26 protein-coding genes are annotated in these 22657 nt (G+C 66.2%); 5 read left to right on the top strand and 21 right to left on the bottom strand.

Annotated features, from left to right (window positions below; genetic code table 11):
* Positions 1-7: 7 nt before the first annotated feature.
* From G6N36_RS13845 to G6N36_RS13905, 13 genes are all read right to left on the bottom strand, one after another.
* Complete coding sequence (locus tag G6N36_RS13845; protein WP_235690044.1) at positions 8-1954, bottom strand: hypothetical protein; 1947 nt, start codon at positions 1952-1954, stop codon at positions 8-10.
* Positions 1955-2079: 125 nt separating this feature from the next.
* Positions 2080-2394: a 30S ribosomal protein S17 gene (gene rpsQ, locus G6N36_RS13850; RefSeq protein WP_083124626.1), complete on the bottom strand. Its 315-nt coding sequence runs from the start codon at positions 2392-2394 to the stop codon at positions 2080-2082.
* On the bottom strand, positions 2394-2627 hold the full coding sequence (gene rpmC / locus G6N36_RS13855) for a 50S ribosomal protein L29 (protein WP_083124624.1): 234 nt from the start codon (positions 2625-2627) through the stop codon (positions 2394-2396). The genes rpsQ and rpmC overlap by 1 nt, the downstream gene beginning before the upstream one ends.
* Entirely contained in the window at positions 2627-3043 is a 417-nt protein-coding gene (gene rplP / locus G6N36_RS13860; RefSeq protein WP_006245113.1) for a 50S ribosomal protein L16, read from the bottom strand. Before rplP ends, rpmC begins: the two co-directional genes overlap by 1 nt.
* 2 nt (positions 3044-3045) lie before the next feature.
* A complete protein-coding gene (gene rpsC, locus G6N36_RS13865) occupies positions 3046-3912 on the bottom strand; it encodes a 30S ribosomal protein S3 (RefSeq protein WP_163687002.1) in 867 nt (288 codons plus the stop codon).
* Positions 3912-4595 carry a 50S ribosomal protein L22 gene (rplV, locus tag G6N36_RS13870; RefSeq protein WP_163687003.1) on the bottom strand — a complete coding sequence of 228 codons (684 nt, stop codon included), beginning with the start codon at positions 4593-4595 and terminating at the stop codon, positions 3912-3914. Before rplV ends, rpsC begins: the two co-directional genes overlap by 1 nt.
* Positions 4595-4876 (bottom strand): 30S ribosomal protein S19, encoded by a 282-nt coding sequence (gene rpsS / locus G6N36_RS13875; protein WP_066907363.1) that lies wholly within the window; start codon positions 4874-4876, stop codon positions 4595-4597. The genes rplV and rpsS overlap by 1 nt, the downstream gene beginning before the upstream one ends.
* 9 nt (positions 4877-4885) lie before the next feature.
* Entirely contained in the window at positions 4886-5725 is an 840-nt protein-coding gene (rplB, locus tag G6N36_RS13880) for a 50S ribosomal protein L2 (RefSeq protein WP_083124619.1), read from the bottom strand.
* A 30-nt stretch (positions 5726-5755) separates the two neighbouring features.
* Complete coding sequence (rplW, locus tag G6N36_RS13885; protein WP_014209146.1) at positions 5756-6058, bottom strand: 50S ribosomal protein L23; 303 nt, start codon at positions 6056-6058, stop codon at positions 5756-5758.
* Entirely contained in the window at positions 6058-6735 is a 678-nt protein-coding gene (gene rplD / locus G6N36_RS13890) for a 50S ribosomal protein L4 (RefSeq protein WP_163687004.1), read from the bottom strand. Before rplD ends, rplW begins: the two co-directional genes overlap by 1 nt.
* Positions 6735-7388, bottom strand: coding sequence for a 50S ribosomal protein L3 (gene rplC, locus G6N36_RS13895; protein ID WP_163687005.1), 654 nt, complete (start codon positions 7386-7388; stop codon positions 6735-6737). Before rplC ends, rplD begins: the two co-directional genes overlap by 1 nt.
* Positions 7389-7402: 14 nt before the next feature.
* On the bottom strand, positions 7403-7708 hold the full coding sequence (rpsJ, locus tag G6N36_RS13900; protein ID WP_003883485.1) for a 30S ribosomal protein S10: 306 nt from the start codon (positions 7706-7708) through the stop codon (positions 7403-7405).
* A gap of 527 nt (positions 7709-8235) precedes the next feature.
* Complete coding sequence (locus G6N36_RS13905; RefSeq protein ID WP_163687006.1) at positions 8236-9822, bottom strand: carboxylesterase/lipase family protein; 1587 nt, start codon at positions 9820-9822, stop codon at positions 8236-8238.
* A gap of 109 nt (positions 9823-9931) precedes the next feature.
* Between G6N36_RS13905 and G6N36_RS13910 the strand changes: the two genes are divergently transcribed.
* Complete coding sequence (locus G6N36_RS13910) at positions 9932-11185, top strand: cytochrome P450 (protein WP_163687007.1); 1254 nt, start codon at positions 9932-9934, stop codon at positions 11183-11185.
* A 27-nt stretch (positions 11186-11212) separates the two neighbouring features.
* Here the strand turns inward: G6N36_RS13910 and G6N36_RS13915 are convergent, their stop codons facing one another.
* Positions 11213-11842 (bottom strand): TetR/AcrR family transcriptional regulator, encoded by a 630-nt coding sequence (locus G6N36_RS13915; RefSeq protein WP_163687008.1) that lies wholly within the window; start codon positions 11840-11842, stop codon positions 11213-11215.
* Positions 11843-11933: 91 nt separating this feature from the next.
* Here G6N36_RS13915 and G6N36_RS13920 point away from each other — a divergent pair, with 91 nt between their 5' ends.
* Positions 11934-13643: an MFS transporter gene (locus G6N36_RS13920; protein ID WP_163687009.1), complete on the top strand. Its 1710-nt coding sequence runs from the start codon at positions 11934-11936 to the stop codon at positions 13641-13643.
* Here the strand turns inward: G6N36_RS13920 and mftG are convergent.
* From mftG to mftA, 7 genes are all read right to left on the bottom strand, one after another.
* On the bottom strand, positions 13542-14972 hold the full coding sequence (mftG, locus tag G6N36_RS13925) for a mycofactocin dehydrogenase MftG (RefSeq protein ID WP_163687010.1): 1431 nt from the start codon (positions 14970-14972) through the stop codon (positions 13542-13544). The two genes, G6N36_RS13920 and mftG, sit on opposite strands and share 102 nt — an antisense overlap.
* Before the next feature lie 9 nt (positions 14973-14981).
* The gene (gene mftF, locus G6N36_RS13930) at positions 14982-16394 is read right to left on the bottom strand and encodes a mycofactocin biosynthesis glycosyltransferase MftF (RefSeq protein WP_163687011.1); all 1413 of its coding nucleotides are present in this window, start codon (positions 16392-16394) and stop codon (positions 14982-14984) included.
* A complete protein-coding gene (gene mftE / locus G6N36_RS13935) occupies positions 16391-17134 on the bottom strand; it encodes a mycofactocin biosynthesis peptidyl-dipeptidase MftE (protein ID WP_163687012.1) in 744 nt (247 codons plus the stop codon). Before mftE ends, mftF begins: the two co-directional genes overlap by 4 nt.
* A gap of 134 nt (positions 17135-17268) precedes the next feature.
* The gene (gene mftD, locus G6N36_RS13940; protein WP_163687013.1) at positions 17269-18459 is read right to left on the bottom strand and encodes a pre-mycofactocin synthase MftD; all 1191 of its coding nucleotides are present in this window, start codon (positions 18457-18459) and stop codon (positions 17269-17271) included.
* A gap of 3 nt (positions 18460-18462) precedes the next feature.
* Entirely contained in the window at positions 18463-19647 is a 1185-nt protein-coding gene (gene mftC / locus G6N36_RS13945) for a mycofactocin radical SAM maturase (RefSeq protein ID WP_179964786.1), read from the bottom strand.
* Positions 19644-19961, bottom strand: a complete 318-nt coding sequence (mftB, locus tag G6N36_RS13950; protein WP_179964787.1) for a mycofactocin biosynthesis chaperone MftB — start codon at positions 19959-19961, stop codon at positions 19644-19646. Before mftB ends, mftC begins: the two co-directional genes overlap by 4 nt.
* The gene (gene mftA, locus G6N36_RS13955; protein WP_083124592.1) at positions 19946-20044 is read right to left on the bottom strand and encodes a mycofactocin precursor MftA; all 99 of its coding nucleotides are present in this window, start codon (positions 20042-20044) and stop codon (positions 19946-19948) included. The genes mftB and mftA overlap by 16 nt, the downstream gene beginning before the upstream one ends.
* Positions 20045-20150: 106 nt before the next feature.
* Between mftA and mftR the strand changes: the two genes are divergently transcribed.
* Genes mftR through G6N36_RS13970 form a run of 3 tightly spaced genes read left to right on the top strand, consistent with a single transcriptional unit; the run spans position 20151 to position 22630 of the window.
* Positions 20151-20762, top strand: coding sequence for a mycofactocin system transcriptional regulator MftR (mftR, locus tag G6N36_RS13960; protein ID WP_163687015.1), 612 nt, complete (start codon positions 20151-20153; stop codon positions 20760-20762).
* A 54-nt stretch (positions 20763-20816) separates the two neighbouring features.
* A complete protein-coding gene (locus G6N36_RS13965; RefSeq protein ID WP_163687016.1) occupies positions 20817-21341 on the top strand; it encodes an RNA polymerase sigma factor in 525 nt (174 codons plus the stop codon).
* Between the two features lie 8 nt (positions 21342-21349).
* Positions 21350-22630, top strand: a complete 1281-nt coding sequence (locus G6N36_RS13970) for a VOC family protein (RefSeq protein WP_163690673.1) — start codon at positions 21350-21352, stop codon at positions 22628-22630.
* Positions 22631-22657: the final 27 nt, after the last annotated feature.

Genomic DNA, 22657 nt, shown 5'->3' on the forward strand with positions numbered 1-22657 from the left:
GTCGGCCTCAGCCGCGCCGCCTGCGGAGCATCGCCATCGCGACACCGCCCCCGCCGATTGCCAATCCCGCACACGCGGCGATCCACCAGTACACGCTGGTGCCACTGTCTTCGGAAGCGACCGGTGGCGCCGCCGCATCGGTGTCGACGGTCACCGGCTCGCGGTCGGGAAGTGAGATGGCGGCGGTCCCGTTCAGTCCGGCCCACCGACGCGTATCGCCATCCAGCCAGTCGAGTAGCGAATCCAGTTGCTCCGGCGCGCCGTCCGACGTCGCGAACAGTACGGTCCGGTCGCCGTCGCGGCCGACTTGAAGAGATGCGAATGGTGTCGACGGATCAAGTTTCAGGGTCGCCGGGTCTCCCCCGCCGACGCGTTGAACTTCAAGTGTCCCATCCGTCGAACTGCTCACCGGCGGAAGGACTTTGTCGTTGTCCCAGCCGTCCGCGGAGATCAGGATCGCCGGTGACCGGCTGTCGATCGCGTTGTCCAATGACACCACCTCGCTGTCGAGGCGTGGCCCGCTGAGTCGCTGCAACCCTTCCATGATCGAGACGGCACGCGCGGTGTCCTCAAACGACTCCGGTTCGACGCCCACCTGAACCTTGGGCATCAGCGCTTGCGGGATCGACTGGAATCCGCCGGGTTCGGGGGGATCCGCGGGCGTGCTCTCGATGGTGGTGTCGTCGTCGACCTTCAACGTCACGGGTTGGAAGTCACCGCACCGTCCGACATCGCCTGCGATGTCGACAGCGACCGAAAGCTTCGTGTCGCGCCGCAGTTCGGACTGCGGAATGCTGATCGAGCGGTCGATCGTACCGGTGGAGTCGGCCGCCCATTGATCGATCGGTTCACCGTCGATTGACACCAGCACCTGCCCACCCACCGTGGACGGCAGTGGTGTGTACGACCCCTTCAACTGCACGCGCAGGTCATGTACGGCCTGCCCGAAACGGGTCTGGTCGAGGCCGACCACTACCTGCGGTTTGAATGCCGTCGCGCTCACCCCGGACTGGCCGAGGTCCCTCATCGCTTTGGGGCCGGCAGGCAGCTCATGTGCCGAGTTGAGCGGTCCGGTAACCACTTTCGCCGACAGCGCCAGCTCGGAGAGGTCACTGCTCAGCAGCCGGACCTGGTTCGCCAGATCCGCCGCCTTCCCGGTGATCTGCAGAGCGGGCACACCTCCGTCCCCGGTCTGCATGGAAACAGCCGGGTCCGATCCCTCGCCAATGACGACGTTGCGTTCCAGCGGATCCGACGGCGGCACCGCCTCGTCGTCGCCCAGCGGCGCTACGTCGATTTCGGTGTTCTGTGTGCCGTATCGATCGACCACGGCCGTCGTCATCTGAACAGCCGCATCGGATTCCGCGGCCGTCGGCTGCTGCGGGACGAAGATCGTCATCTTTTCCAGCACGGTCGGCAGGAAGTCCGCGACCATGGTCGGCGCCGTCTCCTTGCCGGTGTAGTCGATCGCCGCATCGGAAAGCTGCAGCGGAATCGACGAGTCATAAAGGCAGTCGCCCTCTTCGGGCAGCATCCGGCTGCGCACGGTGAACGTCACGGTGTCATCGACGACGCGTGCTCCCGTCAACGGAATCGACAGCGGCGTGTTTTCCGCGGCCAACAGTTCGATGCGTGAGAGCGTGCGGCGATCCTGGGTGACGATCAGGGTCCCACCCCGAACGTACGGCGGCAACTCGACGTCTGCGGTCAACGCTCCGGGCGTCAGGCCTTTCGGCACCGGCACGGTGATGGTCTGTGTTCCCTGCAGGCCGTACAGCGCGATGTCGGTATCAGCGCCCAGCGTCGTCAAGCTCAACGTCGGCGCATCTGCCACCTGTCCGGCATCGCCGGGTGCGGCGTGTGCGACGGGTGTGCCCATATTGATCGCTTGGAAAGCGACGGCGGTCACACCGATGGCTATGGCGCGCTTGAAGAATTCAGTTCCGAGCCTCATCCGGGGGCAGTCTAGCCAAACCGCCGCACTCTTCAAACGCACCGCTGTTGAGCTTGGAGTTCGCTCAGGTCCGGATACCAAAAGGCCCCCGGCACCACAGGGGCGCGGGGACCTTTCGCGTTGGGCTACTTCGCCTTCTCGAGGACCTCGACGAGCCGCCAGCGCTTGGTCGCCGACAGCGGGCGCGTCTCCATCAGCGAAACGCGGTCGCCGATGCCGGCGTCGCCGTTCTCGTCGTGTGCCTTGACCTTGGTGGTGGTCCGGATGATCTTGCCGTAGAGCGGATGGCTCTTGCGAGATTCCAGTTCGACCACGATGGTCTTCTGCATCTTGTCGCTCACGACGTAGCCGATGACCGTCTTGCGGCGGCCGCGATTCTCCTCGGCACGAGGAGTGTGCTTGGGACCCTTGCCCTTTGCCTGATCTTTAGTCTCAGCCATTACGCTTCCTCACCTACAGGCCCGGATGCCAGGCCCAACTCACGTTCACGCAGCACGGTGTACACGCGCGCGATTTCCTGGCGCACCGTGCGAAGGCGACGGTTGTTGGCCAGCTGTCCGGTCGCCATCTGGAAGCGCAGGTTGAACAGCTCTTCCTTTGACTCGCGCAGCTTTTCCTTCAACTCATCGTCGGTCAGTTCGCGAAGTTCGCCCGGCGTCACTCCCACAGCCATCAGAAGTGCTCCTCTCGGGTAACGATGCGTGCCTTGATCGGCAGCTTGTGGATCGCGCGGGTCAGCGCCTCGCGCGCGGTCTTCTCGTCCGGGTAGCTCAGCTCGAAGAGCACGCGACCCGGCTTGACGTTGGCCACCCACCACTCCGGCGAACCCTTACCCGAACCCATGCGGGTTTCGGCGGGCTTCTTGGTCAGTGGACGGTCGGGGAAGATGTTGATCCACACCTTGCCGCCACGCTTGATGTGCCGGTTGATGGCGATACGAGCGGACTCGATCTGCCGGTTGGTGATGTATGCGTGTTCCAGCGCCTGGATGCCGTAGTCACCGAAGCTCACCGAGGTGCCGCCGCTGGCGATGCCGCGCTGCCTGGGGTGATGTTGCTTGCGGTGCTTGACTTTACGGGGAATCAACATGACTAGCTCTCCGTGGTTTCCGTGGGCCGAGAGGATGCTGCCTCGCCGGCAGCGGCCTCGGTGCCTGCCGTCGCCTCCGCGGCGGCGGGTGCCTCTTCGGTACCCGATGCGGCGCGACCGGCCTCAGTGCTCGTCGCGGTGGTACCCGATGCGCCGCTGCGGCGCGGACGGGTGCCCGACGGACGCTCGCGACGCGGACGATCCGCGCCTGCCGGAGCCGCGGCGGTGAGCTCGCGCTTGCCGCCGACGATGTCGCCCTTGTAGATCCAGACCTTCACGCCGATACGACCGAAAGTCGTCTTGGCTTCGTAGAGCCCATAATCGATGTCGGCACGCAGCGTGTGCAGCGGCACCCGGCCTTCGCGGTAGAACTCCGAGCGGCTCATCTCGGCGCCGCCGAGACGTCCCGAACACTGCACCCGAATGCCCTTGACGTTCGGCTGGCGCATCGCGGACTGGATTGCCTTGCGCATGGCGCGACGGAACGCGACGCGGTTGCTCAACTGCTCGGCGACACCCTGAGCCACCAGCTGAGCCTGCGACTCGGGATTCTTCACCTCGAGAATGTTCAGCTGGACCTGCTTGCCGGTCAGCTTCTCTAGGTCGGCACGGATGCGGTCAGCCTCGGTGCCGCGGCGGCCGATGACGATGCCGGGACGCGCGGTGTGGATATCGACGCGGACCCGGTCGCGGGTTCGCTCGATCTCCACGTCGGCGATTCCGGCGCGCTCCAGACCGGTGGCAAGCAGACGACGGATCGCCACGTCTTCCTTGACGTAGTCCTTGTACTGCTTGTCGGCGTACCACCGGGACTTCCAGTCGGTGGTGATACCGAGCCGGAAGCCGTGGGGATTGATTTTCTGGCCCACTACTCCGAGCCCTCCTTCGCTTCGTCAGAAGCTTCTGTGGTCTTTTCTTCGCCGTCCGTTTTCGCCACGGCCTTTTCGGCGTCCGCCTTCTTGGCGGCGGCCTTCTTGGCCGGAGCCTTCTTTGCGGCGGCCTTCTTGGCAGGCGCCGTCTCCACAGTCACTGTCTCGGTGGTCGTCTCGGCTGAGTCCGATGTCGCCGCCGGGGCGGCTCCAGAAGCCTTCGTGGCCGGCGTCTTCTTCGCCGCAGCGGCCTTACTGCCCTGCGCACGACGCGAGCGTGCTGCGCTGGCGGACTGTGCGGAAGCACCGCCCCGTTCACTGTCGCGGCTGGGCCTGCTCTCGACAATCACCGTGATGTGGCTGGTGCGCTTGCGAATCCGGAACGCACGGCCCTGTGCGCGCGGGCGGATGCGCTTGGCGGTCGGGCCCTCGTCCGCATAGACGGTGGCGACCACCAGGGTGGTCGGATCCAGACCTTCGTTGTTCTGCGCGTTGGCCGCAGCACTCGCGATGACCTTGGCAACCGGCTCGCTGGCGGACTGCGGCGCCCACCGCAAGATGTCCAGCGCTTCGGTCACCGACTTACCGCGCACCAGGTCGATCACCCGGCGCGCCTTGGTCGGCGAGATGCGCACGAAGCGCGCCTTCGCGACCGCAGACGGGTATTCAGTCGTCGTACTCATTACCGGCGCTTAGCCTTCCGGTCGTCCTTGATGTGACCCTTGAATGTGCGGGTCGGTGCGAACTCGCCGAGCTTGTGCCCGACCATCGCCTCGGTGACGAACACCGGGACGTGCTTGCGGCCGTCGTGCACCGCGAAGGTGTGCCCGATGAAGTCGGGGATGATCGTCGATCGACGCGACCAGGTCTTGATGACCTGCTTGGTGTTCTTCTCGTTCTGTACGTCGACCTTCTTGAGCAGATGGCCGTCGACGAACGGGCCCTTCTTGAGGCTGCGTGGCATCGTTTACTCCTACCGGTGCTTCTTGCCGGTGCGTCGGCGACGAACGATCAGCTTGTCGCTCGGCTTGTGGGACTTGCGGGTACGGCCTTCGGGCTTACCCCACGGGCTGACCGGGTGACGGCCGCCGGAGGTCTTACCCTCACCGCCGCCGTGCGGGTGGTCGACCGGGTTCATCACGACACCACGGACGGTCGGGCGCTTGCCCTTCCACCGCATACGGCCGGCCTTACCCCAGTTGATGTTCGCCTGCTCGGCATTGCCGACCTCGCCGACGGTCGCGCGGCAGCGCACGTCGACGCGACGAATCTCACCGGATGGCATACGCAGCGAGGCGTAGGTGCCTTCCTTACCCAGCAGCTGGATGCTCGCACCGGCCGAGCGCGCCAACTTGGCTCCGCCACCGGGCCGCAGCTCCACCGCGTGGATGAGCGTGCCCGCCGGGATGTTGCGCAGCGGCAGATTGTTGCCCGGCTTGATGTCGGCGTTGGCGCCGGACTCCACGACGTCGCCCTGCGAGAGTCCCTGCGGCGCAATGATGTAGCGCTTCTCGCCGTCCAGGAAATGAAGCAGTGCGATGTTGGCGGTGCGATTCGGGTCGTACTCGATGTGTGCGACCTTGGCGTTGACACCGTCCTTGTCGTTGCGACGGAAGTCGATCACGCGGTAGGCGCGCTTGTGCCCGCCGCCCTTGTGACGCGTGGTGATCCGACCGTGTGCGTTGCGGCCGCCCTTGCCGTGCAACGGGCGCACCAGCGACTTCTCCGGATGGTCGCGAGTGATCTCGGCGAAATCGGAGACGCTGGCACCGCGACGACCCGGGGTCGTCGGCTTGTACTTGCGAATTCCCATGTTTCTAAAAGTCTCTCTGCTATCCGCCGGCTAGGCCGGTGCTCCGAACAGGTCGATCGGCTTGCTTCCAGCGGCCAGCGTGACGATGGCGCGCTTGGTGTCCTTGCGCTTGCCGTAACCGGCGCGGGTGCGCTTGCGCTTGCCCTGCCGGTTGAGGGTGTTGACCGAGTCGACCTTGACTTTGAAGATCTTCTCGATCGCGATCTTGATCTGGGTCTTGTTCGAGTCGGGGTGCACGACGAACGTGTACACGTTCTCTTCGATGAGCCCGTAAGACTTCTCCGAGATCACCGGAGCCAAGATGATGTCGCGGGGATCGGTGACGGTAGCCATCAGGCCGACACCTCCTCGTCCTTGTTCGTGTGAGCGGCGATGTAGGCGTCCAGCGCCTCCACGCTGAACACCACGTCGTCTGCCTTCAGCACGTCGTAGGTGTTCAACTGATCCGGCGAAAGCACGTGCACGCCGGGCAGATTGCGAACGCTCTTGGCGCCGGTCTCATCGGTACGGCCGATCACGATCAGCACCTTGCTGTTCTGGGCCGTGTTCTCGGTGAGAAGCGTCGCCAGGAACGTCTTGGCCGCCTTCGTCGACGGAGCCTGCCCCTCGACGAGCTCGGTCACCGCATGGATGCGGCCGTTGCGTGCCCGGTCCGAGAGCGCCCCGCGCAGCGCGGCGGCGATCATCTTCTTCGGGGTCCGCTGGCTGTAGTCGCGCGGCTGCGGTCCATGTACGACACCGCCGCCGGTGAACTGCGGGGCGCGCGTCGAACCCTGGCGTGCGCGACCGGTGCCTTTCTGCCGGTACGGCTTCTTGCCACCACCGCGCACCTCGCCACGAGTCTTGGTCGAGTGCGTGCCCTGACGCTTGGCCGCCAGCTGCGCCTCGACGACCTGATGCATCAGCGCGATGTTGGCCTCGGCGTCGAACAGTGCGGCGGGCAGCTCGACAGAGCCGTCCTTCTTACCTGCCGGGGTGTGGACGTCGATCTTCAAAGTCTTCTCGGCCATTACTTGTCGCCTCGCTTGATTGCACTGCGCACCATCACGAGTCCGCCGTTGCGGCCGGGGATAGCGCCCTTGATCAGCAGCACGCCGTTTTCGGCATCGACCTTGTGCACCAACAGGTTCTGCGTCGTCACGCGGTCGCTACCCATGCGGCCCGACATGCGGGTGCCCTTGAAAACGCGGCCCGGAGTGGCACATCCGCCGATGGAGCCGGGGCGGCGGTGCACTGCCTGGGCGCCGTGGCTGGCGCCCTGGCCCTTGAAACCGTGACGCTTCATGGTGCCGGCGAAGCCCTTACCCTTCGAGGTCCCCGTCACGTCGACATACGCTCCGTCGGCGAAGATCTCGGCGGTCAGTTCCTGACCGAGCTCGTACTCGGCGGCAGCGGCCTCGTCGTCGAGCCGGAATTCAGCGATGTGGCGGCGCGGATTCACACCCGCAGCCGAGTACTGCCCTGTCACAGGCTTGTTCACCTTGCGCGGGCTGATCTCGCCGTATGCGAGCTGCACCGCGCTGTAGCCGTCGCGCTCCGGAGTGCGGATCATCGTCACGACGTTGGGGCCGGCCTTGACGACCGTCACCGGCACGACCCGGTTGTTCTCGTCGAACACCTGCGTCATGCCCAGCTTGGTGCCCAGAATGCTCTTTCTAGCCATTTCTCTTGGGTCTCCTACTGGATGTTGACGTCGACGCTGGCCGGCAGATCGATGCGCATGAGGGCGTCAACGGTCTTCGGCGTTGGGTCGAGGATGTCGATCAGCCGCTTGTGGGTGCGCATCTCGAAGTGCTCCCGCGAGTCCTTGTACTTATGCGGGGACCGGATGACGCAATACACGTTCTTCTCGGTCGGCAGCGGCACCGGGCCGACCACACTGGCGCCCGTACGTGTGACCGTCTCAACGATCTTGCGCGCCGAGGCGTCAATTGCCTCGTGGTCGTAGGCCTTGAGCCTGATGCGGATCTTCTGTCCCGCCACGCTTCTCCTACCTCACTACTAACGGGCCCATGCTCGGGCCTGGGTCTGCTGCCACACGCCGAGGAATCCCGGTCGCGCGGCTATGCCGCCGCTGTTTACCTGTCTGTGGTCCACCGACCCCCGCGCTCGGGTGTGTCGCCCTAGCGCACGCTCGCCCGCGTCGGAAATCCGTCGCGATCGAGGTTGGGACCGGACGCGCCCCTGGGGGCGCAGGTCGTATGCCCTGTGCCAGGCAGTCCCGAAAAAGGTCCGTCCCGGCTCAAGGCAACCCGAACAGTATGCCCCAGATCTGGGCCTGCTCCAAATCCCTGGCCATGGGAAACCCGCTGGCGCGGCTGGTCCACCGGGGAAGATATCTTACTCCGAAGTAAGATAGCCCGGTATGGCAGACCCTTGCCTGTCATCGTGACTTGCGCCGGCCGCATCGAAATCAACGATGTGCAGGGAAAGTGCGAGTAAAGATCTGCGTTTCGTCGATTTCGATGCCCGGCGCCGCGGCATGCGCCCTGGGCAGTGCTCCCTGTGCCTCAACCCTTGAGCCCCGCCCAAAACGGGCACTTGTGCACCTGGCCGAAATCGCTGATGAGGCGATTGCCTCCGGGCTGCAGCGACATTCGCTCACCTACGGGTCCATCCAGCGCCGGCCACCCGGGCCCGGGCGAACCCGTGGCTACGAATTCACTCCAGTAGCCGATCATCTCGTCGGACAACCGCTGTTGTTCGGGATTGAGCGCCGGCGCTCCGCCCACGTCGAAGAGGTACCGCAATTCCAGCGAATGCCCGGCGCCGACGGGGAACGGCGCCGCCCGCAACGGCTCCGGTGCCGGCGCACCAGGGTCGTCGAATTCGGAGAAGTACACCGGCTCTTCTGATGACAACGAGTCCGCGAGACGGTCCGCGACACAGGCGAAGGTGCCGTCGGTCACTGCGGCCGAATATGCCAGCGGCACACTGCCGCCGAACGCCTCCGGCGGATACTGCTGCGCGACGACCCCGGCATTGGCATCGCCGTATGCCTCCGAAAGCAGCCCGAGATAATCGATCACGCCGAACGCGCGCCCGCGGATGTACTGCAAGGCGGTGAACAGGGTGTACTCGTCGGCTGTCGTCCCGATCATCACCGGCACCTCGGCCGCCCGCCCCTGCGCTGCACCGTTCATCGGATCGACCGGCAGAACCTTGGTTCCCGTCACAGGCCCGCTCAAGCGTTCGCTGCCGATTCGTCCGTAGAGCACTGGCCGCTGCAGCCGCTCGGGCGGTAGCGCACGAAGACAGGCCGCCGCGGCGACCCTGTCGCCGCAACCCACCTCCGCGGCGTACTGCTCGCTGGTCCGCTCCGCGGCAGACAGGTCGTATTGCGCCTGACACGGCCCACTTTGGATGATCGCGGCACTGAAAAGTCCTGCCGAGGCGGGTGCAACGAGGTGGTCGCACACCGACATCGCCCCGGCCGACTCCCCCGCTATCGTCACCCTGTCCGGATCGCCTCCGAACCCGGCGATGTTGTCGCGCACCCAGCGCAGCGCGGCCTGCTGGTCGGCCAGGCCGTAGTTGCCGACATCGCCGGCCGGGCCGAGTGCCGGGTGCGCGAGGAAGCCGAGAGTGCCCAACCGGTAGTTGATCGTGACGACGACGACGTCACCGCGGCTCGCCAGCCGGCGGGAGTCGTAGACGTCGCCGCTGCCATTGACGAAGCTGCCGCCGTGAATCCACACCATCACCGGCCGCTTCTCCCCTGACGGCGGTGGCGTCCACACATTGAGAGTCAGGCAGTCTTCGCTGGTTTCGCGTTGGTCGACGTCATTGCTGACGTCCTGAATGCATCGCGGGCCGGGTCGGGTGGCATCAAGGAACCCGGTCCACCGGGCCGCCGGCGCGGGCGGTTGCCACCGCAATGCCCCGACCGGTGGTGCGGCATAAGGAATTCCGGCGAAAAGGCGGTGGTCCTCGGAAACCAGTCCGCGCAACGCACCTGACTGCGTCTGCACCACTCCCGGATCGTCCGGTACGTCGATCGTGGCCGACTGGCCGCGTGAGCACCCCGCGAGCGCCGCCACGACCATCAGCACCGCCGCGATGACGAGGCCTCGACGGCGGAGCGTTGCAACAGACATCGGTCCCGACACTACTGAGGGACCCCTCTTCCCTTACGTGTCCTCGGTCACATAGACTCCGAACTTGACACCCGTCAAGTTGTGTCAGCCCCGGAAATGAGGAGCCCGTATGAGCACGCCGACGATGGATGATGCCGCGCAAGTTTTCGCCGACCCGACGGCGTATGCCGACGACGCTCGGCTGCACGCGGCACTGACCCATCTGCGGGCCAACAACCCGGTGGCATGGGTCGACAAAGCTCCCTACCGGCCGTTCTGGGCGATCACCAAGCACGCCGACATCATGGCCATCGAGCGGGACAACAACCTGTTCCTGTCCGAACCGCGGCCGCTGCTGGCCACCGCCGCGGCCGACGATCTGGGCAAGCAACAGCTCGAAGCGGGAACGGGGCTGCGCACCCTCATCCACATGGACGATCCGCACCACCGCAAGGTCCGTGCGATCGGCGCGGACTGGTTCCGCCCCAAGGCAATGCGCGATCTGAAGGTGAACGTCGACGCGCTGGCGAAGCGCTACGTCGACAAGATGCGCGACATCGGCCCGGAATGCGACTTCGTCACCGAGATCGCGGTCAACTTTCCGCTGTACGTCATCATGTCGCTGCTCGGCCTGCCCGAGGAAGACTTCCCGCGCATGCACCAGCTCACCCAGGAGCTGTTCGGCGGCGACGACGAGGAATACAACCAGCGCGGTAAGACCCCGGAAGAGCAGCTCGCGATCCTGGTCGACTTCTTCACGTACTTCGCGCAGCTGACCGCGTCGCGTCGTGAGAGTCCGACCGACGACCTGGCATCGGCGATCGCCAACGGACGCATCGACGGTGAACCGCTCTCCGAGGTCGATACCGCCTCCTACTACGTGATCGTCGCGAGTGCGGGCCACGACACCACCAAGGACGCGATTTCCGGCGGGCTGCTCGCGTTGATCGAAAACCCCGACCAGCTGGAACGTCTGCGCCAGGATCCCGGACTGATGGGCACCGCGGTCGAGGAGATGATCCGCTGGACGACGCCGGTCAAAGAGTTCATGCGCACCGCCGCCGAGGACACCGAGATCCGCGGCGTCCCCATCGCCAAGGGCGAATCCGTCTACCTGGCCTATGTTTCCGGCAACCGGGACGAGGAGGTCTTCGAGGAGCCCTTCAGATTCGACGTCGGCCGCGACCCGAACAAGCACGTCGCATTCGGATACGGCGTGCATTTCTGCCTTGGGGCCGCGCTGGCACGCATGGAGATGAACAGCCTGTTCACCGAATTGATCCCGCGGCTGGAATCCATCGAACTCGCGGGCGAGCCCGAGTTGGCGGCGACCACTTTCGTCGGCGGGCTCAAGCACCTGCCCATCCGGTACTCGCTGCGCTGACGGCGGTTCCCCGGCCTCGCGTGGGCTCTACTTCTTGGCGTGAGTGGCGAGAAATCCGTCGACAGCGGCCTCGGCACACGCGCGATAGTCGAAATCGGCGACAGTGCTGAGCCTTCCGAGAATCAGCGGACCGATCAGCAGCGCGATCGCCTGAATGCGGTCGGGCACCTCGATCTCAGCGGCTGCCTGCGGGCCGTCGAAGATGGCGTCGAATGGTGCGGCGTACAGCGCGATGATGCGGGCCCGCAACGGGCCTACGGGATCCGAATCCGCTTGGCGCACATCGGAGTAGTCGCCTGCATCGGGTCCTGAAGCCAGCCATGTCAAGGCGGTGAGCATGGCGGGCACCTCGACGATCGCTTCGATCCAGCCCTCCACTACCACGAGCAATTGCTCGCGCACTCCGCCTTCGGTCGGCGGCATCGGCGCCGGCTCCAACAGGCTCATGAAGGCCGCGCCCACCAGATCGTTGGCGCTGGGGAAATGGCGATAGAGCGTGGCCCTGGCCACGTTGGCGCTACGGGTGACCGCGTCGATCGTCACAGCACTCGGACCGCCGGTACGCAGCAGGGCGGCCGCCGCCTCGAGCAATCGAGCCCGAGAGCGGGCCGGCCGCGGGTCCGTGTTCGGTCGGTCGTCGCGCGAGGGAACCGTCACCGTTTACACCACCTCCTCCCGGGGAACAAGACTATTGGTCTTGCTACGAGACTGTTAGTCTCAAAAATCTCCGCGGAAGGGAGCGCGATCCATGGTCGACACCCTCACCCCGCCTGACCAGAATATCGACGCGAACCTGGCGAGCCTGTCCAAATTCGGGCGCATTTGGTTGCTCACCGTCGCCGCCCTCGGCGTGCTGCTGGTCATTTCCTCGATGGTCGCGCTCAACGCGGCGCTGCCCGACATCGCGGTGGACACCGCGGCGACCCAGACCCAGCTCACCTGGATCGTGGACGGCTACACAGTCGTGCTGGCCTGCCTGCTGCTGCCCGCGGGCGCAATCGGTGACCGGTACGGGCGGCGGGGTGCACTGGTGGCCGGATTGGCGATCTTCGCGGTGGCCTCGATCGCACCGGCGTTTTTCGACAGTCCGGTTCAGATAATCCTGTCCCGGGTGCTGGCCGGGGTCGGGGCGGCGTTCATCATGCCCGCGACGCTGTCCCTGTTGACCGCGGCATTCCCAAAAGCCGAGCGCAACAAGGCTGTTGGTATCTGGGCCGGTGTCGCCAGTTCGGGCGCGATCGTCGGATTCATGGGCACCGGGCTGCTTCTGCAGTTCTTCCCGTGGCAATCGATCTTCTATGCGTTCACCGCGTCGGCTCTCGCGCTGATCGTCTGCACGTTCACCATTCGATCGTCGCGCGACGACACCGCCACCCCGATCGACGGCGTCGGTGCGGCGCTGATCGGTTCGGCCGTAGCGGTTTTCGTCTTCGGTGTCGTGGAAGCACCGGTACGTGGGTGGAGCCATCCGGTGGTGTGGGGCTGCATGATCGCCGGAGTCGCGCTGGCCGTCGCGTTCGCGGTGGTCGAACTTCGACGCCGTCACCCCCTGCTCGACGTCCGCCTGTTCGGCAGACCCGACTTCACCACCGGATCGATCGGCATCACCATCCTCTTCTTCGCCAACTTCGGGTTCTTTTTCATCCTGATGCAATACCTCCAACTGGTGCTCGGCTACAGCCCACTGCAGACGGCGTTCGCCCTTGCGCCGCTGGCGGTGCCGATCATGATTCTCGGCGCGACGATGCATCTGTACCTGCCGAAGGTCGGGCTGCGCATCGCCGTCGCGCTGGGCTTGTCCCTCATCGGGGTGGGGCTGTTCCTGATGCGCTATTTCGACGCCGGGTCGTCCTATCTCGATCTCGTCTGGCCGATGCTGGTCACGAGTGCGGGAATCGGCTTGTGCGTGGCGCCGACCACCTCGGCGATCATGAACGCCGTCCCCACCGAGAAACAGGGTGTCGCATCGGCGGTCAACGACACCACGCGTGAGGTCGGTGCTGCGGTGGGAATCGCGGTCGCCGGCTCGGTCCTGGCGGCGCAGTACGGCGCCGTACTGTCTCCGACGCTGACCGGCTTCCCCGAGCAGATACGCACGGGAGCGCTGGATTCCCTTGCCAATGCGCTGGCGATTGCCGAGCAGATGGGGCCGCAGGGCACACGGCTGGCGGACATCGCGACGGCTGCCTTCATCGACTCGATGAGCCTGGCGCTGCTTGTGCTTGCCATCGTGTCGGCGCTTGCCGCGGCGTTCGTCGCGATCTGGGCCCCGGGTCGAGACGGCAAACAGTCACGCCTCGCTCGAGGGATCACCGCGCGCCGGTCGGCCTCAGACGCGGGCGCCGGTGCCGGCAATTCAGCGGACGAACTCGGCGGCCCGGTGGCCGAGCATGACGGTGGTGGCGTGCGGGCCTCGGCTGGTGATGCGGGGAAGCACCGAGCCGTCGACCACCCATAGCGCGTCGATGCCGCGCACCCGGCACCGCGCGTCGACCACCGCCGTGCTGTCGTCCTCGCGTCCCATCCGCGCGGTGCCGCACAGATGTTGCGACGTCGACCACGATGTCTTCTCGGATTGCGCATGCGCACCGGCGAGTTCGCGTGCCAACTCGGCGCCGGCACGCAGCGCCGCGACGTCTGCGGGTTCACTGTCGTACCGGTGCTCGATGACGGGGCCCACGTCAGGGTCCGCCGACACCAGCCGGACCCTGCCGCGCGATCGAGGCTGCATGAGGGCGACCCCGATGTGCGGGTGGTCGGCCGGGTCGTCGCGCCGACCGCTCACCATCGCGCCGAAACCCGCGGTGTACGGCCTGATTTCGAGCCCGTCATCGGTGGTCAGCACCGCCTCCAGGGGTGGCAGACCGTGCGTCTCGGTCCAGTCCACCGGAAGCACCCACTCCGGATGGTCCGCGGTTACGGCACCCACCGGGAGGTCGGCGACCACGGGTACTCCCGCGGCGCTCAGCATCCGTTGCGGGCCGATGCCCGACAGCATCAGCAGATGCGCGGATCCGATCGCACCGGCCGACAATACGATTCGGTCGGCGGTCACATCGACAGGTCCGTCGGGCCCGACGCATTGCACGCTCACCGCGCGACCGTCGACGATCCGGATGCGCGTCGCCCTGGTATCGGTCAGCACGGTGAGACCGGCGCGAGCCATGGCGGGCTTGAGGAAGGCGCCACCGGGACCGACCCGCGTACCACCGTTGATGTTCAACGGCACCGGGCCGACTCCCGAAGGGAGCGGGGCATCCGGCGCGGAGCCGTTCAGATCATCCACCCGCCGATACCCTGCCGCTTCCGCGGCGTTGACGAAAGTCGCGGTACAGCCGTCGAATTCGGTAACCCGCTGCACCTGAATAGGACCGTCGCGACCATGCAGAGGACCGCCGAAGTCGAGGTCGGTCTCGATGGCCAGGAAATGCGGCAGCACGTCGGACCACGCCCAACCGGCCAGCCCCCAGCCGTCGAAGTCCGACGGCAGTCCACGGCAGAAATAGCCGCCGTTGACCGCACCCGATCCGCCGACGACTGCACCCCTCATGATCTGTGCGTGCCGCTCGGGGTCGTCGGTCAGGGTCGTCGGATAGCGCCGCACCACCGAGCTGGCGGCGCCGATCGGCAACCGCAAGCCGTCGGTGATCTGTGTCAGAACGGATGGATCGGAGGGGGCCGGGCCGGCTTCGATGACGGTGACGCGGCAACTTGAGTCGGCCGAAAGTCGTTCCGCTAATACTGATCCGGCGCTTCCGGCGCCGACGATCAACACATCGCAGTGCAAGGCGGGGCTTCAGGTCCGAATCTGCGGCTTGAGCGCGCCGACGTGACGTTCACGCACGACGCCGGTCCACAGCCCCGCACCATACGCCATGTCGTCGAGCCGCTTGAGCAGGATGTAGGTGAGCAGACCGACCGGTTTGGTGTCGTCCTCACTGTTGCCGTTGCGGGTGATCCAGTCCACCACTCCGTCGACGATGGCCGCCACCAACACCACTTGACGGCATCGTCGGGAAAGCAGTGCCGCGACCAACGCGACGGGCCAGTAGTGGCGGCAGATGGCCGACGCCAGCTGCAGCGCCGCGGACCACAATCCGTGGGCTGCCACCACGGCCACTTCCCTGGGTTCGGTCTCCACGGTGGACAGCGACCGTGCGATACGGCGCCCAGTGATCGTGGCGACCACCATCGACGCCAGGTAGCCGATTCCCGAACCCATCGCCATCAGCATCCACGCGACCAGCGTCCAGCCCGAGATGACGAGCGGTGCCGTCTTCCCGGGGTGCCGGACCGACAGCGGTGCGGCGGACTCTCCGTAGAAAGACTTGCGCGACAGCCACTCTCGCAGTTGCGTGCGATGATCGTGAGCGACCAGAGCGACGGGTTCGTAGCGCAGCCGAGCTCCTGCCTCGATCAACCTCCAGCACAGGTCGACGTCTTCGCCGGACCGCAGCGTCTCGTCGAAACCGCCCAATTCCTTGAGCACGGCACTTCGACAGATGATCGCGGCGCTTGGCACATAGGCGACGGTCCCGAACGGCACGACGGGCGCTTCGCGCATACCGAGGTCGAGGGAGGACCTGACGGCCTCGTAGCGGGCCACCAGGTTTTCCGGCTCACGCAGGCCGATGATCCGCGGTGCTACGAGTGCCACCGCGGGATCGCAGAAATGCCCGAGCAGCGCCTCGAGCCACCCGCGGCGCGGCACCACGTCGGAGTCGAGGAACGCGATGTAGTCGGTGTGGCACGCGGCCATGCCGGTGTTGCGGGCGGCCGCGGGCCCCTTGCTGCGATCGTGTCGCAGGATCTGGACATCGCTGTACATCTGGGCGAAGTCGGCCTGCTGTACCGGGGTGGCCGACCCGTCGTCGACCACGACGATTCGCATGCCACGAAGGGCCGCGACCAGGCGGCGGAGGCCAGAGATGTTGTCCCGCACAGGAATAACGACTGTGACATCGCGATGCGAGGGTCCGGTCGCGGGCCGCGGATGCGCCACTGTCGCGTCGAGCAGCGTGCGCGCGAGCTGTGCGCTGACCGCGTCGTGCACCTCGAGCCGGCCGCCGGTGAGCATCGTCTGCGCCGCGGGCGCCAATCGCAGCAACCGGGTTGGCGATCCGCCGAGCAATGCGGACCCCTCGCCGAGGACCTTCACCCGGCGATCCACCTGGACGGCGAACCCGTCGGGCAGCCGCGGTCCGGTCATGTCAGCATTCCGTTCCGGTCAGGCGTCCAACGAGTCACACGCCGCAAACATCCGTCGACCATCTCGGCGAAGATGCGCGCGCCTTCCTCTGCGGTAGCGGTGGTGGGGTCACCGAGGATACCCACTTCACTGACCGCGGCGATCCCTCCTTGACGCATCGCGGGCATCAACTGTCCCAGCGGGGCGCTGTTGCCGGGAACCCACTCGTTGATCCAGACGTCGGCAGGCGAAATATGTAGCAATACAGAGGTTTCGGTATGACCGGCATGCGCGTCGGCGTTCTCCGCACTGCAGGAACACCAGCCCACGTCGCGGCCCTCGTATCGCAGCAATGCCGCGGCAGTGGCCAGCGCTTCCACGTTGCCTCCGTGTCCGTTGACGAAGACGAGGCGCGACGCCCAGCGCGACGCGGACCGGCCGAACTCCACCAGCAGCAGGCGCAGGGCGGACGTGCCGATCGACACGGTGCCGCTGAACTCTTCATGCTCGCCGCTGGCGCCGTACTCGATCGCCGGAGCGACCATCCATTTCGATTCATTCGCCGGCACGAGCCGGTCGGCCAGGGCACGCGCCACGGCGGTCGCAATGCGCGTGTCGGTGTCGAGTGGCAGGTGGGGCCCGTGCTGTTCGGTGGAACCGACGGGAATGATCAATGCTGGTGACGTGCTCTGCAGCTGCCGCGACGTTGCGTTCGCGAGCTCGCTTCCATAGGGCACAGGCCGATGGTAGGCCGAATTCACCTGGTGTGCGCCAATTGTTGGCGCATGCGCAGCAATTGATTTCCAAAAATTTGCGCTTGCGACAACGAGGCATTCACGTCAGCCCCCTGAGCCACGCCTGTACCAGGAAAAGCTGGGTGAAGGCGACAGCCCGCTCAGGCGGTGGGGGTGCCCGGTATCCCGAGAGCCCGAGCGAACCCTTCGGGCACCAGTACGTCGTCGGGGCGGAGGTCGTGCACCGACGCATGGCCGAGTCCCATCAACGCCGAGTCGATGCCGCCCCGCAGAACGTCGAGCACGTTCTCGACACCCGCCTGCCCATTGGCGGCCAGGCCCCAGAGATACGCCCGCCCGATCATGACCGCGCGCGCGCCGAGAGCGACGGCCTTCACCACGTCACTGCCACGTCGGATGCCGCCATCGAGCAGCACCTCGACGTCGTCTCCGACGGCGGCGGCGATCGCCGGCAACGCCCGAATCGACGCAGGCGTGCCGTCGAGGTTGTTACCGCCATGGTTGGACACCGAGATAGCCGAAACACCCGCGTCCACAGCACGTTTGGCGTCGTCGACCCGCATCACGCCCTTGAGCATGAACGGCCCGCCCCACAGCTCGCGCAGCCAGGCGATGTCCTCCCAGGTCGGCGGCGGGGTACCCATCCATTCGCCGTACGCCGCGAAGAACGGCGGACCGGCCTCGCCGCGCGCAGCCTGATTGGGCACCCGCAGGTTCGGCGGCCGGAAGGTCTTACCCCATTGCCACAGCCAGCCGGGCCTGCTCAGCCCCGTCGGCAGCATCCGCACCGTGGTGCGCAGGTTCATCTCCTCGGGGATCTTGGGGCTCCCCCAGTCCCGGCCGTGCGAGAAGCTCCAGTCGGTGGTGACGATGAGACCGACGGCACCCGCCTGGCGCGCGCGCTCGACCCGCGCCGCGATCGCGTCCCGGCCCCCGAGCCAGTACACCTGGAAGAAGAGTTTGGGATTGGCGACGATCACCTCTTCGATCGGCTTGCTCGCAAACGACGACAGACCCATCGCGGTTCCTCGGGCGGCCGCGGCCCGCGCGACGGCGGTCTCACCGTCTGGGTGGACGGCCTGCACACCGGTCGGTGATATCACCACCGGCATCGAAATATCCTGGCCCATAACGGTTGTCGCGAGGTCGCGCTTCTCGGTAGCGCCGATGACGTGCGGCGCGAAGCCCAGCTCGGCGAATGCGTCGACGTTGTCGGCGACGGTGACGCCGCGCTCGCTGGCCGCGAGCAGCGCCGAGTACACCGGCTTGGGTAGCCGTCGCTTGGCCCGCTCCTGGGCGGCCGCGACAGTCTCGAACCAGATGTCGGCCATGAGTTACACCGGGCTTTCGTTACAGAGTCGGGCAGGAGGCTTGGTCAGCAGTTTCAGCATGACCGGCTGACTACGCGAGTGGTCAACGCTGGACTTGGGCTTGACACGGTCGGCGGCCAACGCCGGTGCCCCGTAGCCCTGCACACATTCGGGGTCCGGGCCGTCCATCGGCAATCCGGTGAAGAACTTCGCGGCCATGCATCCGCCGCGGCAGCTGTCGTAGTGACCGCAGCTGCCGCACGCTCCTGCCGACTGCGGCTCACGCAGCTCGCGGAACAGCGGAGCGTTCTTCCACACGTTGTCAAAACCGTTATCTGTGAGGATGTTTCCGGCAAGAAAGCGGTCGTGGATAGCGAACGGGCAGGCGTACACGTCGCCGACCGGGTCGATGAGGCACACCACCCGACCCGCCCCGCACAGGTTCAGGCCCGCCAGCGCGCCGGGCTCGCCCAGACCCGACAGGTGGAAGAACGAGTCACCGGTGAGGACACCGTCCCCCTTGGCCACCAGCCAGTCGTAGAGCTGCACCTGCTGCTCCGCGGTGGGGTGCAGTTCATCCCACACGTCGGCCCCGCGGCCGGACGGCCGCAGCCGGGTGATCCGCAGCGTGGCACCGTAACGCGCTGCCAAGGCGGCGAAATCGTCGAGCTGGTCGACGTTCTCGCGGGTCACCACGACGGAGATCTTCGCGTCCTTGAAGCCCGCGGCGGCGAGGTTCTCCAACGCCCGGATGGCCATCGCGAACGAGCCCGCTCCCCGGATGGCGTCGTTGACCTCGGCCGTCGCACCGTCCAGCGAGATCTGCACGTCGACGTAGTCACTGGCCGCGAGCCGCGCTGCCACCTCGGGTGTGATGCGCACGCCGTTGGTGGAGAACTTCACCCCGACGTGGTGTTCGGTGGCGTAGTCGACGAGCTCCCAAAAGTCCGACCGCACAGTCGGTTCCCCGCCACCGATGTTCACGTAGAACACCTGCATACGTTCCAGTTCGTCGATGATGTCCTTGCACTGCTGGGTGGTCAACTCGCGCGGATCACGCTTGCCCGAGGACGACAGGCAGTGCACGCAGGCCAGATTGCAGGCGTAGGTGAGTTCCCACGTCAGGCAGATCGGCGCATCCAGTCCATGCTCGAACTGCTCGATGAGCCGTGGAACGGGCTGGGCGGCAGGCGATTCCATTGTTGTCATTGCGGCACCAACATCTTCGATTGAGCGAGTACGCGAAGGGCGTGAAGGTAGGGGGCCTGCTGCGCATCGTCGACGCCGGCGGCGCGGCAGGCGGACCGGACGTCGGGGTGGTCGGCCAATGTGTTGACCACCTCGACGATCGTCCGGTTCTTCAAGAACGACAGCTTGCGCGTACCGAAGTGATACAGCAGCGCACCGAACGGCTCGGGCCGTACGGCCACCTGGGGGTGGAGCCGCCAACTGAGGTCGGGATCGAACGCGATGTCGGTCCCGGTCTCAGCTGCTGACGAGGCCACGGTCAGTAGACCCCGCACATCCCGTCGATCGACACCTCTTCGACCAAGGTCTCGGTGACGAGCTCGTCGCCCGAGGTTTCCGCTGTCTGATTCGGCTCCACTATCCGCACCTTTCCTTGACAGGATCTCGACAAACTGTGATCGAGATCGCAATAATATGGCATCGAGTGCCAGAATGAAAGCCGACCCCCCGGAAAAGGAGCTGACGTGCAACCGGAATCCCAGCACCGCGTCGGCCGCCGGCGGTCGACGAGCTGGGAACACATCAGCAATGTGGCGATCGATCTGTTCGCCGCCCGCGGGTTCGACGAGGTCAGCGTCGACGACGTCGCCGAGGCTGCCGGCATCGCGCGGCGCACGCTGTTCCGCTACTACCCGTCCAAGAACGCGCTGCCCTGGGGTGACTTCGAGGCACATCTGGCGCGGATGCGGGACCTGCTGTCAGATCTCGACCCCGACGTGGGGATCGACGCCGCGTTACGCACTGCGCTGTTGGCATTCAACACATTTGACGACGCGGAGACCGCACGGCACCGGCAGCGCATGCGGGTGATCCTGCAGACCGCCGAGCTTCAGGCGTACTCGATGACCATGTACGCGGGCTGGCGCGCAGTCGTCGTCGCCTTCGTCGCGCGCCGGCTGGGCATGAAGGAAGCCGACGTCGTGCCGCAGACGGTGGCCTGGACCATGCTCGGCGCGGCGCTGTCGGCGTATCAACACTGGTTGGACGACGAGTCTGTCTCGCTTGCGCAGGCGCTCGGCGACGCCTTCGACACCGTCAGCGCCGGACTGAAGGCGCTGGACGATCCCGGCCGCTGAAAAGATTTCCGATTCGGGCGTCGGAGTTCGGGCCTCCGCGGCGACGATAAGGGTGTGAGCGCCGAACCGGATGGCAACGACGCTCCGCGGCAGCTACTGGCGATGTACGACGAATCGATGCCGGTCGTGTACGGGTATTTCGTCCGGCGCTGCAGCGACCGCGGAACGGCCGAAGACCTGACGTCGGACACGTTCCTGGCGGCGATGGATGCCGCTCGCAAGGACGTGCCCCCGCCGATGACGTTGCCGTGGCTGCTCGGAGTGGCGCGCCACAAGCTGGCGGATCACTACCGCCGTCGCCACGACCGGTTCAACATCCCGGTCGCCGAACTGCCCGAGACTGTCGACCCGGGCGACGACTGGGATGCCGAGCTCGACCGCATCGTCGCGGAGGCCGTCATGGCCAAACTGCCCGAGCACCATCGCACCGTGCTGGCGTTGCGCTACATGGATGACTGTTCCGTGCCCGAGTGCGCGGAGTTGATCGGACGGACCGTCCACGCCACCGAGGCGTTGCTGGTGCGGGCGCGACGAGCCTTCAGAGCCCACTATCCGGAGCCGGAAGGAGGGAAGTCGTGAACGACGGCATCAACAACAGCCACGATCCGCTGACCGTGCTGCACGGTGATGAGCTTGTCGCCCAACCAGATCCGGCGTTCGCGGCGCGGCTGCGCGCACGCCTGGAAAGCGCGCTGAACCTGCCCAATCGAACCCGAGGAGTTGACATGAGCGGCACCGATACCGCGATAGCCGAACTGGCCGAACCCACCACGTCCTCCGCCGTGCCCCGATCGGCGGCGCTGCCATATCTCTCAGTGGCCAACGCTCGCGAAGCCATCGACTGGTACGTCGACGTGCTGGGCGCCACCGTGGTCGGCGAACCCGTCGTGATGGATGACGGCCGCATCGGTCATGCCGAGCTAACACTTGGCGGCGGCATGTTCTATCTCGCCGACGAGTATCCGGAGATCGGCATGAAAGCCCCGGCTCCGCAGGCTGTTTCAGTCATGCTCGTGATCGCTGTCGCCGACACCGACATCGCGGTGGAGCGGGCCCGCGACCGCGGTGCCACCGTACGTCAGGAAACCCGCGAGGCTCACGGTTCGCGCAACGCCGCGATCATCGACCCGTTCGGGCATTGCTGGTCGCTCAATGGCCCGACGACCGGCGCGGCGGTCACCATCCAGCACGGTGATGTCGGTTACGTCTCGGTGTGGGCGCCGGACGCCGAGCGGGCGGCGGCCTTCTACGGTCATGTGCTGGGCTGGGAATTCGACCGCGCCACCGGTCAGGTCACCAACACCAAGCAGCGCATCGGCATCTACAGCGTCGACAGCCGACAAGGCATGCTGTGCAGCTATGCCGTAAACGATCTCGAAGCAGCACGACAAGCGATCGTGGCCGCCGGCGGGACAGCCGGTGACGTGCGCGACTTCGACTTCGGCTCAGTGCTGGACGCCACCGACCCGTCAGGCGCGGCGTTCGCGGTGTTCGAGCCTGCACCGGGAATCGCGCGGCCGGAGCTGAATGGCTCTGGGCCAGGCGAGCTTTCGTATATCACCTACGAGGCGCCGGACTCGCGCGCGTTCCGGGCGTTCTACAGCGGGCTGCTGTTCTGGTCGTTCGAGCCGGGTCGCATCGACGACGGCTGGCAGATTCAGCACACCCACCCGATGGCCGGCGTCGCCGGCGGCAGCACGCAGTCGGTCACGGTGCCGATGTGGACCGTCGCCGACGTCCACGCGGCCGTGGCGAGGGTCCGCGAGGCCGGGGGCACCGTGATCGAGGAGCCGTCGACGCAGGCGTACGGCCAATCGGCACAGTGCACCGACGACCAGGGCACGCGGTTCTATCTCGGCCAGTTCTGACAGATTGCGATTTCGGTGCGCATACAG

Origin of the sequence: Mycolicibacterium gadium (assembly GCF_010728925.1) — a bacterium.
GTDB classification, from domain to species: domain Bacteria; phylum Actinomycetota; class Actinomycetes; order Mycobacteriales; family Mycobacteriaceae; genus Mycobacterium; species Mycobacterium gadium.